The following is a 15,281-nucleotide window of genomic DNA, read 5'->3' on the forward strand; positions in this document are numbered from 1 at the left end:
TTTTTGATGGCCCTCTTTTTATTTAACTTTTACTTACCCGCTACTTTTGCTAGCACAGACGTCGGCCCGGAAACCATAGAGTCCATCAGCACCCCGGATAAAGTCGAGAGTAGTATCGGTTTATTAAAGTTTCGCGACGGCGCGCCTTACCCTGAGACAGCTGAAAAGCTATATGACTATCTGGACCATATGCGCGCGGTAGATAGCTTCCTGAAAGGTATTCAGGGAGCATCAGTACATGCACTCATGAAAGGTGGGTATGAACTCGGCGCCAAGTCGGCCCATGAAGTGCTGATCTTCGATCGACTAATGAATTCCGAATCCCTGTTCCTTACCGGCAATACATCCACCATCTACACCCTGGCCTTCCTGGACCTGAAGAGAGATGGCCCTACAGTTCTACACGCACCACCGAATGTGATGGGCGCATTCAATGATGCCTGGTTTCGCTATGCGGAAGACATAGGTAACTCCGGCCCCGATAAGGGTCGGGGAGGAAAATATCTAGTCCTGCCACCCGACTATAAAGGCAACCTTCCCTTCGGTTACTTCCCTGTATATCCTCGCTCTTACCGGGTATGGGTCTTTATGCGCTCTCCCAGTAACCAGGACTTGGATGAAGCTGTACAGAGCGTTAAAGACAAACTGAGGATCTACCCCCTCTCCAAGAAGAATCACCCTCCGCGCATGGTGTTTATTAGCGCCTCTGGCAAGGCCTTCAACACCATCCACCCCAACAACTACAAGTTCTACAAGCACTTAAATGAGATCATCCAATACGAATGGATAGGAATGCTAAATCCGGAAACTCGCGGCTTGTTTGCCTCTATCGGCATTGAGAAAGGTAAGGCTTTTAGCCCCGATGAACGCATGATCAAGATACTGACCGATGCAGTTGGCATCGGTAATGGCATCGCCCGATCTATTGTCTGGTACCCACGCACAGACAAATCATTATCCGATGTCAAAATCTATCCGGGCACCGACAGCGCCTGGGTGATGGCCTTCCCGGGTAAAAATATTTTCTTCAATGGGCCCGATGGTAAAACGATTAACAGTGATGCCCGTGTTAGCTACTTCTACCCTTACACCGGTGTCAGCCCAGCGATGACAGCCATCGAGCCAGGTAAAGGTTCTGACTATGCCATTGCCTTTGTCGACGAAAACAAAGAGCCCTTTGATGGCGCCAGGAAATACAAACTGCACCTGCCACCCGATGTACCTGTCAATGCATTTTGGGCGGTTAACATTTATGACAGCCAAACCCGCTCCCAGCTAAAGACAAGCCAGGAGTTTCCCTCGGTAAGCAGCCAGAGCAAAGGTATCAAGAAAAACACCGATGGTTCTTACGATATTTTTTTCGGTCCCGTAGCGCCGAAAGGATTTGAGAACAACTGGCTGGAGACAGTGCCGGGTAAAGGCTTCTTTGTTATTTTGCGCCTATATGGCCCATTAGGCCCCTGGCTGGAAAAGACTTGGCGCCCCGGAGAGGTTGAGCTAACAGACTACTGATCTGCAGCAGCCAAACCTTTACGCTCTAAAGCTTGCGCACGAGTAAGGCGACGCCGATGGTTGCGTGGCGTATCGGAAAACCAACGCCTACAGGAGCGCTGGAAAGTACTCTGCTCGGCATATCCTAATAAACCCGTTATCTGCCCCAATGCAAGACTGGCATCTGAGAGATACTCTGCCGCCAGCTCCCTACGCACCAGATCCAGTAAGCTATCAAAACGCAGACTTTCATCTGCCAAGCGCCTTTGTAGAGTGCGGGGGTGCAAGCTCAGGTGATCAGCAACCACCGCCACCTGATATTTTCCCGTTGGCAACAACTGCCGTAATAGTTCCCGCACTCTGGTACCCAGAGACGCTGCTGATGAGGAAAATTGCTGCTCCAGATAGCAGGTAGCCAAACGCTTGGTCACGGGATCGGCAGAGGGCAATTGACTATCCAACGGGTCAGAGGGAAACTCCATAGCACAGTAGCCCGACTGAAATTCCACTAGACAGGAAAAGTACTCGTGATAACGTTGCCTGCTGGAGATCGGGCTGTGCGGCAACAAAACCCGTTGTGGTGCAGCATCCGCCCCCATCAGCATACGTAACATTGCCAATGCATTACCCAATGTCTGCTCATGGATTTGAGTAAATCGTGACAAAGCTGGGTCAAGTAAGTTAAATACCAAGCGCTCACAATGCCCGTCGCCTACAGGCTCCAGACGCAATTGGGTTGCCGGGCTATGCAGAGGCATAAATCTACCTACCGCCTCCACCGCCTCCCTTGGCGTTGTAGAGTTGCAGGCAATCACAGCGATTCCCCCCAGCCTGTCTACTCCCTGATGAAAGGCAAGGCGCAGCGCAAAGTCCTCACACTGTAATCGCTGTGCGGAGACTTCCAACAAACTCGCAACATCGGCATGGGACAAGAGACGAGTGTCGGACACCACAATATCCTGCGGTATATTGAATTCAGTGAGATAGCTAGCGGTATTACCACCCAAAGCCTCCACTAATTCGTCATATCCCGTGAGCACACTGGCTCGTATTACGCTTCCCACTGCCCCTCCAAAACGCCTCTGGCGCCTCAAGATAATTTTTTGTCGCAATGTAGCAATAAATCAGCATTGGTTCTACGCAGTCTATAAACACCTACCAATCAGCCAGGTAATTGATTTTGGAGCCGCTTCATTTTGACGTACTAATTATCGGTGCTGGCCTCTCCGGTATTGGCGCAGCCTGCCACCTCAGTCGCGAGTGCCCTACAAAACGTTTTGCCATTCTGGACCGCCGCGAACAAGTCGGTGGAACCTGGGATTTATTTCGCTATCCAGGAATTCGCTCCGATTCAGATATGTTCAGTTTTGGTTTTGATTTTCACCCCTGGCCTGGCCTCAAAGTGCTGGCCGATGGCCCCTCTATCCAACAGTACATCAGCGATACTGCCGAAGAATATTCCATTAAGGAGCATATTCATTTCGGCATTGAACTTTCCAAAGCCAATTGGGATAGCGAAAAAAAAATCTGGGTTATCGACGGAATTAACTTAAAAACCGGTGAACGGTGCAGCTATAGCTGTCGTTTCCTGATTTCCTGTACAGGGTATTATGATCATCATCAGGGATACCTGCCTGAGTTTCCTGGAGCAGAACAGTTTCAGGGTGACTATATCCATCCGCAACATTGGCCGGAAAAACTGGACTACTGTAATAAAACGATCGTTGTCATCGGCAGTGGAGCAACAGCGGTTACTCTAGTTCCCGCACTTGCGGAAAAAGCCAAGCATGTAACCATGCTGCAGCGCTCACCCACCTATATCATTTCTGTTCCCGCGTTCGACAAACTCTCTAAAAAACTCTTAAAAATTCTACCCAGCTCCTGGGTATTTAAATTTGCTCGCTGGCGAAACATCAAAATACAGCGCTGGCTTTTTAAAGCCTCCAAGCGCTGGCCCAACTTTATGCGAAAGCTTTTTTTACGCGGTGTACGCAAAAGCTTGCCCCAAAATTTCGACATGCGTCATTTTACCCCAAGCTACCAACCTTGGGATCAGCGGGTTTGTGCGGTACCTGATGATAACCTTTTTAAGGCAATGCGCTCCGGTAAAACTTCGGTAATGACCGATGAAATTGAATCTATTGGAGAAACAGGCATTCAACTGAAATCTGGAGAGCGCATTACTGCCGATATTATAATTACGGCAACCGGCCTCAAATTACAGGTGCTTGGAGGAATGCAACTCTATGTTGATGGAAATGAAGTAAATATCAAGGAAAAATTAACCTATAAAGCCGTTCTCTTAGAAGGGGTGCCCAATATGTCATGGGTATTCGGGTATACCAATGCTCCCTGGACTTTGAAAGCAGATATCTCTGCAAAGTACATCTGCCGCTTACTCAACTATATGGACCAAGGTAACTTTGACACCTGCATTGCCAAAGATACAGAAGGATGTAGTGAAAACAGCTCTGTGATGAGCAGCCTAAATTCCGGCTATGTGGAAAGAGGAAACAACGTATTACCTCGCCAGGGTAACAAGTATCCTTGGCGCCTCTTAAATAATTATGAGGAAGACTCAAGAATTCTACTTAAACAACCTATCGAAGATGGTATTCTCACCTTTACGCTCCGACAAGCTCCTGAAGTGACGCCGAGCATTAAAGCTTCAGCTCATAAAACTGAAGAAACTATGACTTCCTGAATATTAAAGCCACATTAACAACCACCACATTTGATATAGGGATTACTAAATAGCAGAACATAAGTTATGAAATGAAAGTATAGTTTTGAGGGACGTTAAATAGCCTCGGCATTGGCCTTCCAGACAGTCTGGGTAAAAAAGGGCATTAGGGGCCACAATTCTGGCCTCTGCAATTGCCTGCTCCCGATCAAATCTTTTAATTAGCCGGTAAACTCTCTCAGGAACCTTTTGGGCAATCCGTAGTTTGGCCCCCATACCACAACTTAACTACATAGCTCGATCGGATTCCAAAAACAAACTCTTGTATCGCCATAAATTACGCCCTGAAAAAGAGGCCGCTGCTACCCCAAGACATTTGAACCAAAAGAACGGTCACTATTCATTACCCAATAGAATTCCCTACAAAGCCATGGGAGGCATATTCTCTATTGGGAGCTTAAGCGTGTATGAATAGTTACTGTTGAAGTCAGTGTCTGGTGTACCGGGCAGCGATTAGCAATCTTCAGCAGGCGCTGCCTCTGTTCACCGGTCAGTTCCCCCTCCAGGGTAATATCCCGCACAATTTCATCAATTTTTTTCGAACTTTTTTCACAGTCCTTCCCGTCCTCTAGGTGGACCTTACGATGGGAGAGGATGACCTGTATTCGCTCCAACGGAATATTTTTCATATTTGCATACATACGCACGGTGATATTGGTACATGCTCCTAGCCCCATGAGTAAATATTCGTAAGGGCCTGGTCCACGATTTTGCCCGCCTAAATCCTCCGGCTCATCAGCAATTAACCGATGGGGACCCGAGTGCAGTATCTGCGTATATTTATCCGCACCAGCCTCTTCTACGGTAACAACAGTTGGCAATGGACCACTCATCAGAAGTCTCCTGAAGACATTTTTTCCATAGGCTCTGGGGTTACCAGGTTCCACCAGAAGTCAAATCGATCCATAAGGGAGAGAAGAGTTTTCAACTGGCCAACATCCCCAACTATTTTTATCGAACCATCCTCCATCTTCTCCTGAATTGTGGCGGTACCAAGGATAATATCATTCAAGTCTTCACGCTTTATTGTGACACTGGAATGAGGGTCATTAACTGGAGGGCCATAGTTCAACACTGCATTTTCCAGCACCAGTGAGTAGCGTTCTTTTATATCTGGAAGATTAATATTGATCGATATTTTTTTGCCTGTCGCTCTTGGCCCATTCAAGCGAATCCCCAGATAATCAAAAATCAGCTCGGTGGGCATACTACGAATAGTATCTGCGCTGGCAGTTAGCGGCACCGGTAGGCGCTCGATGCCATCCCGCAGCTCTTTAGCGCCGCTGAGGAAGAAGTTTCTCCAGGTTCCGTTTTCCTGTTGGTAACCCATTTGCTCCAGGGCATCGGCCAGTAAATCTCTTGCAGCACGATTGTTCGGCTCGGCTGAGACCAGTCTATCCAGCACTTCCGCCACCCAGCGGTACTCGCCAGCATCATAATCTCTCTTGGCTTGCTTGATGATATTGGCCGCTCCTCCCATATATTGCACATACTTCTTGCCGGCAGCAGTGGGAGGCATTGGATAAAGACGCGCGGGGTTGCCGTCAAAAAAACCGAGGTAATAATTCCACACTGCGCGAGTATCGTGATTAACACTACCGTAGTAACCTCGGTTGGCCCAATACTGAGACAACTCTGGGGGAAGCTCCATCATCTCAGCAGTCTGCACCATGTTATAGCCATGGTTGGCCAAGCGTAGGGTCTGGTCATTCAGGTATTTATAAAGATCTCGCTGTTTCTTTAGGTGATTAACAACATTTTCCTGCCCCCAGGTCGGCCAGTGATGCGGTGCAAACAATACTTCTGCCTTGTCTCCCCAGCGCTGAATGGTCTCATTTAAATAACGCGACCAATCCCTTGCATTGCGCACCTTGGCCCCGCGAAGCGTGTAAAGATTATGCAAGGTATGGGTAGCATTTTCGGCAGCGGTTACTGCCTTTAGCTCGGGAATATAGAAATGCATTTCAGCCGGTGCTTCAGAACCCGGTGCCATCAAAAATTCAAAAGTCAGACCATCAATGGTTCGAGTCTCTCCTGTTTTTGTAATAGTGTCGGTGGGTTCAATTAAAGTGACGGTACCCGTAGAGGTTTCCAGGCCTAATCCAGCCCCCAACGTACCTTTAGGGTCTTTTGGGATCAAATTACCGTACATAAAACTGGCGCGACGCGCCATATGGTTACCGGCAAAGACATTTTCACTGACCGCTTCAATCAGGAAGTCTTTTGGAGCAAAGATTTTAACTTTTCCAGATTTTACCTCTTCCTCATTTACCACCCCACGTACGCCACCGTAATGATCCACATGACTGTGGGTATAAATCACCGCGACCACTGGCTTGTTACCTCGATGCTGCCGGTACAATTTCAAGGCTGCTTTCGCAGTTTCTTCCGAGATCAGGGGATCCATTACGATCACCCCAGTCTCTCCCTCAATAAACGTAATATTTGAGAGGTCGGCGCTACGCACCTGGTAGATTCGCGGAGTTACCTCATAAAGCCCACCCTCGGAGATCAACTGTAATTGTCGCCATAAACTTGGGTTGGCACTGTCTGGTGCAGGTTTATCCCGTGCAAATTGAAAGGCTTCAAGATTCCAGACAGGCTGTCCTTTTTCGGTCTTAATTACGCCATTATCAGGTAATGGCGCGATAAAACCGCGTTTTACATTTTCAAAATCCTGCCGATTATCAAATGGCAACTCTTTTAAAACTGTCTGATTGGCCTTTTGGGTGACAGCACTCGCCGGATTAGGTGGATCGGCATAAGTGAAAACAGAAAACTGAAGAGATATAATAAATGCCAGGCGAGCTAAAAAAGTCGCGGAGATTCCCTGGTCAGCAAGCATCATTCTCACCCGCTATCGGATACTCTTAATGGCCGCAAGTACTGTTTAGCGGACAAGCTCTGAAAAATATTTTCCCGGAAAACAGGAAAAGAATTTCCCAGTAGAGAATAGGTAGGATCTGTCAGTAAGGATGGGATATTCGGTAGCGAAGGGAAGATTGCTGACAATTTTAAGCATGGAGCCCACTGGCCGACTCCTCCATTTGGGTAGAGCCAGCCTCTGGGTCTTATATCACTAAATCAACGCACATCAAGCAGGTGACGCGCAATGATCAGGCGCTGGATCTCACTGGTGCCCTCATAAATGGTGGTGATACGCACATCGCGGCTCATGCGCTCCAATGGGTACTCGCGGGTATATCCGACCCCACCATGGATCTGCAGGGCTAAGTAACAAGCTTCATTGGCTTTTTCACTGGCAAACAGTTTGCCCATGGACGCCGCCGGGCCAAAAGCCATGCCCGCATCTTTCTGCCAAGCTGCCTGTAACAGCAACAGGCGCGCACCTTCGAGCTCAGTGTACTTATCTGCCAGCTGCCACTGTAATCCCTGGAACTGCGCCAGTTTTTTACCAAACTGCTCGCGCTCGTGCATATAAGCGCGGGCGCAATCCATCGCCTCCAACCCAATTCCCAGTGCCAGGGAACCGATACCAATACGACCACCAGCAAGTTCACCCGCGGCGATTCGGAAGCCGCGATTTTCCTCACCCAGCATGTTACTTGCGGGAATGCGGCAATTATCAAAGGAAACTTCATTGGTGACAGAAGCTTTCTGCCCCATCTTCTCTTCAGCCTTGCCGATAATCAGCCCCGGTGTGCCCGCTTCAACCAGGAAGCAGGAAATCCCTTTACCTTTCGCGGCATCAGGGTCGGTAACCGCCCACACAACAAAAATGCCAGCAAATTCAGCACTACTGATAAATAATTTGCTGCCATTCAGCACATACTCATCGCCGTCTTTTACTGCACGGGTACGCATAGCTGCAGCATCAGAACCTGAGCCGGGCTCAGTCAGGCAGAAAGAACCCGCAGCGTATTCCCCGCTACAGATTTTTGGCAGGTACTTCTGGCGCTGGTCCTCATTGCCTACAGCCTGGATAACTTCAGCCACCATATTGGTAACCGAGGTGGTAGTTGCAGTGGATGCACAGCCTCGTGCCAGTTCGGTAATCGCCAAACTAAAAGCCACCGTGCCTGCACCTGTACCACCGTAATTGGGATCGATATTGATACCCATAAAACCCAGTTCGGCCAATTCCTTGAGCTTCTCCAGTATCAGAGGGCGGTTACCTGTATTGTCGAGTTCCGCAGCTATAGGCTTCAATTCGCTCTCGGCAAACTGACGTGCTGCGTCCTGGATCATCTGCTGCTCTTCGCTCAGTGAGAAATCCATACATTACCTACTTTATCGTTATCGCATTCTGATTCGGCGGCGGGGACACCGCTCACAAGTTATGTCGAGGATAATAAAATACCGACCGACAATGGTTGCCAATTCACCCTATTCCACCATGAATTCCGCAATCAATAGCAAAGATAGCGGTGGGGAAAAGCAATTGGGTTTTACCTCAACACGGAGCACATGCCGGGTACGGAGTTTTTTGGCGAGTCATTTTCCCGAGCTCTGGCAACCTTACCTGATGATTATCTGCCCGGTGGCCGACTCCCCATAGGTTCCAGATAGGTTCCAGATAGGTTCCAGGCCACCACGCGCCTAAAGCGCGCTTCCGGCTCAGCGCCGGGCTGATTTGGTCTTAGGCTCAGGGTCCGGCACCGCTACGGCAGTATCGGTTTTCACCTCCTCCATCACCACATAGGTATGGGTTTCGCGTACTCCCGGCACTGAAGCCAGCTTCTCTCCGAGAAAACGGCGGTATCCAAGCATATCCTTAATGCGAATCTTTACGAGGTAATCAAAACCACCGGCCACCATATGGCACTCCTGCACTTCCTCCAAGCCAGCCACATGCTGGTTAAAGGCTTCCAGTGCCTCAGTGGCTGTATTAGCCAGAGTCACCTGGATGTAAACAACCAGGCCGGCATGAACCTTGAGCGGGTCCAGCAACGCTACATAGTCGCGGATAAATCCCTCTCGCTCGAGGCGCTTGACCCTCTCCAGGCAGGGAGTGGGACTGAGATTAACCCGGCGTGCCAACTCTACGTTTGGCAGTCGTCCATGGCGTTGCAGGATACGCAGTATTTGGCGATCGATACGATCAAGATCTTCCAACTGTCGAGACATTACAAAATACCCTACTGGCAATCACGCAATTAGGCGTGATATTTAACCACAACTGGCGCCAAAATGGCGATTAATTCTAAGCACTTTCGCACATAATCCGGTTTTTTATTCTGACCCTAGATATAGAGCTTGGGAGACGATATGTCGACAAACTTCGCCGGAGACCTACACAGTGCCCGAGAACAGGCACGCGAGTATTTGCATGCCGACGAAAACCAATGTGTAAGTGAGCTCCTGGCCGCACCGCGCCCCAGTGAAGCCCTGCGCAAGAAAATTCTGAATACCTCGCGCGAGCTGGTACGGCACTCACGCCAGCAGCGCAGTAAGCGTGGCACCCTGGACGCCTTCCTGCAGCAGTTCGGCTTGTCGAACAAAGAAGGGGTGGCCCTCATGTGCCTGGCGGAGTCTCTACTTCGGGTTCCCGATGCTGATACTGCCGATAAACTGATTGCTGAGAAAGTGCATTCCGGCAACTGGTCCAGCCATCGTGGCCAGTCAGATTCACTATTTGTGAATGCCTCTACCTGGGGGCTTATGCTTACCGGCAGCGTGGTTGAGCTGGACCCCGATATCACCGAGCGTCCTTCCCATTGGATGAAACGCCTGATCAGCCGTATCGGCGAACCCATGGTGCGCACCTCCATGATGCAGGCCATGAAGATCATGGGGGGACAGTACGTACTTGGTCGTACTATCGACGAGGCACTTAAGCGCGGCCCCAAGGAAAACCTGCCCGGCACTCGCTTTTCCTTCGATATGCTCGGAGAGGGTGCGCGCACCATGGCCGATGCCCAGCGCTATTACGATGCATACATGATGGCTATCGAAGCCATCGGTAACGACAACACCAAACGTGACGTTGTCGAAGCTAACGGGATCTCTATCAAACTGTCTGCCCTTCATCCTCGCTATAGCGTACTGCAACGCGATCGTGTCATGGATGAACTGCTGCCCCAGGTAAAGCGCCTGTGCGTTGCTGCCGCCAAATATGATATGGGTTTAAATATCGACGCCGAGGAAGCGGAACGCCTGGATATCTCCCTGGATATTTTCGACGCACTTGCCCGCGACCCTGAACTGAAGGACTGGCAAGGCCTCGGCTTTGTTTTGCAGGCTTACCAAAAAAGGGCTCCCCATGTTGCAGACTGGCTGATCGCCCTTGGTCGAGACACCGGCCGCAAATTAATGGTTCGCTTGGTGAAAGGCGCTTACTGGGATAGCGAAATCAAGCACGCCCAGCAGATGGGCCTGACCGATTACCCGGTATATACCCGCAAGTGTCACACTGACCTTTCTTACCAAGTGTGTGCCAAGAGGCTGCTGGATGCCGGTGATGCTATCTATCCCCAGTTTGCTACTCACAACGCTTACACCGTAGGCCTGATCCTGGAGATGGCTGGTGAACGCACTGACTATGAATTCCAGCGCCTGCATGGCATGGGCCACCTGCTCTACGCGCAAATTGAAGCTGTACACGGCAAACGCGTACCAGTGAGAGTTTATGCTCCGGTAGGCGCCCACCGCGACTTGCTTCCCTACCTGGTTCGCCGACTCCTCGAGAACGGCGCAAACAGCTCATTTGTAAACCGCTTTATGGATGAGGAGACCCCAATTGAGGCATTGGTACAGGACACTCTCGACCTCAGTGAGGCCTGTAACCCATACCGCCACCCACAAATTCCTGTACCGGAGAATATTTATATGGGCGCAGAAGCCCTGCCACGAAAAAATTCACACGGCATCGAGCTGACCGATCCCAATTCTGTAGAGCCGCTGTTGGAAGAGTTGGACAAACAGCGCGGCAAGCATTTCCTCGGTGGCCCAATCATCAACGGTGTTATGGGTAAAGCCGAAGAGCCAGTTTACAACCCGGCTTCCGGCGAGGTCATTGGCCACACCGCTAATACTGACAAGCACCTGATTGAGCAAGCCTACGCCTCTGCGACTGAAGCACAGATCGGCTGGGATCGTATGGGCGGCAATGAGCGCGCCGCGATTCTCGATCGCATCGCCGATTTCTATGAGAAAAAGACGAATGAACTTGCCGCAATTATTTGCCTGGAAGCAGGCCGCACTCTCAATGATGGTATCAGCGAAGTACGTGAAGCAGTCGATTTCTGCCGCTACTATGCCAATGCAGCGCGCCAGCATTTCAGTGAACCAACGGAGCTGCCCGGCCCCACTGGTGAAAAAAACCAACTATACCTAGGCGGCCGTGGCGTATTCGCCGCTATCAGCCCCTGGAATTTCCCCTTGGCTATTTTTACCGGCCAAGTGGTTGCCGCACTGGCGGCTGGTAATGCAGTACTGGCCAAGCCCGCTGAACAGACGCCAATAATCGCCGCCCACGCCGTTCGCCTGATGCTCGATGCTGGCGTACCAGCAAAAGTACTACACCTGATTACCGGCACCGGTGCAGCCGTAGGTAAGTTATTGATCGAAGACCCCCGCTTGGGCGGCGTAGCCTTTACCGGTTCCACCGAGACCGCTCGCCTGATCAACCAACAACTGGCAGCGAAAGAGGGCCCGATCGTTCCATTGATTGCCGAAACTGGCGGGCAGAATGTAATGATTGTAGATTCCACTGCCCTGCCCGAGCAGGTAGTAGATGACGTAATTCAATCCGCCTTCCTAAGTGCCGGCCAGCGCTGCTCCGCCCTGCGCATTCTGTGTGTACAGGACGTAATCGCCGATAACTTGCTCAATATGCTCAAAGGCGCCTGTGAAGAACTCTCCCTTGGCGATCCCGGCAAGCTGGATACCGACATCGGCCCAGTAATCGACGACAAAGCACTGGGCATGTTGGAAGCCCATCGGGAGCGTATGAGCACAGAGTCCAAAACGCTGTTTGCCTTCGATGAAGATAAAAAGCCCGGTACAGGCACTTTCTTCGGCCCTCAAGTTGTAGAAATTGAAGACTTCTCTGTACTAAAGCGCGAAGTCTTCGGCCCCTTCCTGCACGTGGTACGCTTTAAAGCCGAAGAACTGGAGGACGTGATCCGCCGCATCAACGCCACCGGCTACGGACTCACCTTCGGCCTGCACTCCCGCATCGAGGGCCGCGCCGACGCGGTATTCAAACGGGTTAATGTAGGGAATTGCTACGTAAACCGGGATATGGTCGGTGCAGTAGTCGGCGTGAACCCATTCGGCGGCCAAGGCCTCTCCGGCACCGGTTTCAAAGCCGGCGGCCCCCACTATTTATTCCGTTTTGCTACCGAGAAAACCAAAACCATCAATACCGTTGCCACTGGTGGCAATACACAGCTGTTTACTTTGGGACAGTAATCTTCAAAAATGAGAGAGCGGGCTTAGCCCGCTTTTTCTACACCATATAAGTAATTACTTTTAAATCTTTTTTGCTCCCGGCTGTCTCACCCTATTCCGCCAAACCAGTAAAATTTAATTTTTTAATCTTAGCAGTTAAAAACGCTTAGGTTTCTGCACCCCTGCTTAATATAATAAAGACTTTCAGCAATGCCATATTTCCACTGAAATAATCGACTTCTAATTGACCATCAATACACCACTAATAAGTTCACAGGCAGGATACAATAAGATATTTAGAGTCCCACCCATGAAACCAATACTGTATTTTTCAACATTAAAAATAACAAAATTTCTTATTTTTTAATTTTTTAATCGGGCTGCATCGTTAAAAAATTGATTCAGAAAGTCAGATATCTTTTTTCACTCTTCATAAGTCCTGGACAAAAACACAAAGCTCACTAAACCCAACTGCCAGTAAAAGATCCATTAGAAAAGACTACTGGCCTTCTGGCTTAATGAATAGAGTAGCAGACACATTCCGTACGATCGTACAAAAAATCTGCCAATCGCTTTTTGTATTCAAGTACCAACTTACGCCATGCTCAATGAAGGTTAGTTTATGTAAACCAATTTATCTAAGGCAAAGAAATATAGAAAATCAGCTGCACTATTGGGATGTGCCTGCGAGTAATAGGTTTATCAGGGAAGTATGGTAATATAGAAGCTGATTATCGGGCCTTGGCTATTCCCATGAGAAACTACGTTAGCCTTTAAACCGTCTTAAGGCTAAGACATATAGGAGTCAAATTATGGTACTACTCCTATGCTGCTCATCATAACTGGCCTTCCAGAACATCATATATAACTGAGTGCCGACTTCCACTTTAAATTCTCCACCTGACAAAGGGACTAATCATGGGTGCAGACGTTTTCACTAATACCAAAATAGAAGAGATGATTGAATTTTGCTCCAAAGGCTATGACGCCTGGACCAAAATTATTAATAAGGATGTCGCCAATAACTATAAATCTGGTCGAGAGCGATCTGCGGATGGACAAGTTTATTGGAATGACCTTAACAGTGAAGCGAGCTGCATCCTGGCCATCCACTCCTTTCTCAGGGAATACCTGACTTCGAGAGTACCTGCCAGCCAAATTGCACAACTAGATAACTTACGAGACCGCTTTAGGATCGCTGCAGTGGATTATCAGCGGTTATGTTCTACGGCGTTCCTCACGAAAGAAATAGATAAAGAAATCGATAAAAACAATGCTCTTAAAAAAGATAGGCGTATTAATTTTGCAATTTCAGCCTCTTCGTTAGCGTCATCCGTCAATGATATTTCATCAAAGATCAATGGAGTTGTGGCAACAATTATCGCACTTAAAGGCTTGAGAAGTAATCTGGCCTCACAGAACACATCCTGGAGGGAATACTATAAAATGATCCGGCGAGATTTTTTGGCGATCGCCTCTAACGTGGTGGGGCTTTTTGCACCAACAGCCGTGGGAAACACGATTATCATTGCCTGGATGTATAGTGATACACGTGATTATATGAAGTTTCAAAAAACTGGTCAGCAACTGACTGAAAACAAACAAGATCTATTAAAAGCAGCAGATAAGTTTAGTGGCGACACATCAATTTGCGACTTCTATACCTACGTACTAGTGACAGCACTTGCAGAGCATTATGGCTTCTCACCAAACAACGGAATCAACTATAATCTTCAGCATGAGCATTTAGCTATGACCAAGGGAGTTCTGGCTAGAAATACCCTATAGCAACAGTTGTACAACCATAAAGCTGATTAATTCTGGCACAGGAAAGGCAATACTTAGATATTAGCACTGGCCGATGTATAGATCGGCCAGTGCTTTATTGTTACTATCTGTGCACTTGAAAGAGCAACTACTGGTGGCCTTAATCAATACTTACTGATAGCATATACATTAAAGATCCTACCTTTTAATACCCTATTCATCACAGAGATAGAATTTTCAATTGAGCAAAATATTAATTTTTGGAAACTCTGGTTCCGGCAAATCGACCTTAGCTAAGCACCTTTCAAATAACAAAGGATTAGCTCATTTGGATTTGGATGTTTTGGCATGGCTACCCACCTCCCCTCCCCAGAGAATGCCTTTAGAAGAATCCCGAGTTAAGATAGAGGTTTTTCTAAGGGAAAATGAAAACTGGGTGGTAGAAGGATGCTACACCGATTTACTTGAACTTCTAGTAGAAGAATCCACAGAAATAATATTTATGGATCTCAGCATAGAACAGTGTATAGAAAATGCCAGGAATAGACCCTGGGAGCCACATAAGTACGAATCCAAAGAGGCACAGGATTCAAATCTTGATATGCTGACACGCTGGATCAAGGATTATAAAGCAAGATCAGACACCTTTTCTTATGAAGCTCACCTGAGATTTTACAAAACTTATCAAGGCAAAAAAGCTATTTATGCAGAGAATAAAAATATAAAATGAGCCTGCCCTAATCCCACCGTTTTCTTTACCCGCGCAAAAACCAGCAGCAGCTAATTTAGTTGCGTTAATTCTTAATTTGGACACGCGGTTTAAACAGAAGCTAGTCTACTAGGGGCTACATACCTCCATCGATGAAAAGCATCAGTAAAAAACCCCATATTTAATGGTCAATATATCGACCCACACAGAGAAAGC

10 protein-coding genes are annotated in these 15,281 nt (G+C 48.5%); 5 read left to right on the forward strand and 5 right to left on the reverse strand.

The features are described 5' to 3' along the window. The first annotated feature begins 6 nt into the window (after nt 1-6). The gene (locus ACJJIP_RS12165) at nt 7-1,512 is read left to right on the forward strand and encodes a DUF1254 domain-containing protein (protein WP_444945231.1); all 1,506 of its coding nucleotides are present in this window, start codon (nt 7-9) and stop codon (nt 1,510-1,512) included. Here the strand turns inward: ACJJIP_RS12165 and ACJJIP_RS12170 are convergent. Further along, a complete protein-coding gene (locus ACJJIP_RS12170; RefSeq protein ID WP_444945232.1) occupies nt 1,506-2,555 on the reverse strand; it encodes an AraC family transcriptional regulator ligand-binding domain-containing protein in 1,050 nt (349 codons plus the stop codon). The two genes, ACJJIP_RS12165 and ACJJIP_RS12170, sit on opposite strands and share 7 nt — an antisense overlap. A 116-nt stretch (nt 2,556-2,671) precedes the next feature. Here ACJJIP_RS12170 and ACJJIP_RS12175 point away from each other — a divergent pair, with 116 nt between their 5' ends. Further along, nucleotides 2,672-4,195 (forward strand): flavin-containing monooxygenase, encoded by a 1,524-nt coding sequence (locus ACJJIP_RS12175; protein WP_353375175.1) that lies wholly within the window; start codon nt 2,672-2,674, stop codon nt 4,193-4,195. Nucleotides 4,196-4,620: 425 nt separating this feature from the next. On the opposite strand, the gene ACJJIP_RS12180 is transcribed toward ACJJIP_RS12175, so the two are convergent. The 4 genes from ACJJIP_RS12180 to ACJJIP_RS12195 form a co-directional block, all read right to left on the reverse strand. Next, nucleotides 4,621-5,067 carry an OsmC family protein gene (locus ACJJIP_RS12180; protein ID WP_444945233.1) on the reverse strand — a complete coding sequence of 149 codons (447 nt, stop codon included), beginning with the start codon at nt 5,065-5,067 and terminating at the stop codon, nt 4,621-4,623. Beyond that, entirely contained in the window at nt 5,067-7,082 is a 2,016-nt protein-coding gene (locus tag ACJJIP_RS12185; protein WP_353375174.1) for an alkyl/aryl-sulfatase, read from the reverse strand. Before ACJJIP_RS12185 ends, ACJJIP_RS12180 begins: the two co-directional genes overlap by 1 nt. Before the next feature lie 236 nt (nt 7,083-7,318). Next, the gene (locus ACJJIP_RS12190) at nt 7,319-8,473 is read right to left on the reverse strand and encodes an acyl-CoA dehydrogenase family protein (RefSeq protein ID WP_020415007.1); all 1,155 of its coding nucleotides are present in this window, start codon (nt 8,471-8,473) and stop codon (nt 7,319-7,321) included. 339 nt (nt 8,474-8,812) lie between these two features. Continuing rightward, a complete protein-coding gene (locus ACJJIP_RS12195; RefSeq protein ID WP_020415006.1) occupies nt 8,813-9,322 on the reverse strand; it encodes an Lrp/AsnC ligand binding domain-containing protein in 510 nt (169 codons plus the stop codon). Between the two features lie 141 nt (nt 9,323-9,463). Between ACJJIP_RS12195 and putA the strand changes: the two genes are divergently transcribed. The 3 genes from putA to ACJJIP_RS12210 all read left to right on the forward strand — a co-directional run bounded on the left by putA (nt 9,464) and on the right by ACJJIP_RS12210 (nt 15,086). Further along, nucleotides 9,464-12,610, forward strand: a complete 3,147-nt coding sequence (gene putA / locus ACJJIP_RS12200; protein ID WP_444945234.1) for a bifunctional proline dehydrogenase/L-glutamate gamma-semialdehyde dehydrogenase PutA — start codon at nt 9,464-9,466, stop codon at nt 12,608-12,610. Between the two features lie 897 nt (nt 12,611-13,507). Next, the gene (locus ACJJIP_RS12205) at nt 13,508-14,377 is read left to right on the forward strand and encodes a hypothetical protein (protein ID WP_444945235.1); all 870 of its coding nucleotides are present in this window, start codon (nt 13,508-13,510) and stop codon (nt 14,375-14,377) included. Nucleotides 14,378-14,597: 220 nt separating this feature from the next. Further along, nucleotides 14,598-15,086, forward strand: a complete 489-nt coding sequence (locus ACJJIP_RS12210; protein WP_020415003.1) for an AAA family ATPase — start codon at nt 14,598-14,600, stop codon at nt 15,084-15,086. Nucleotides 15,087-15,281: the final 195 nt, after the last annotated feature.

The sequence above is a fragment of the Microbulbifer variabilis genome (genome assembly GCF_052467165.1).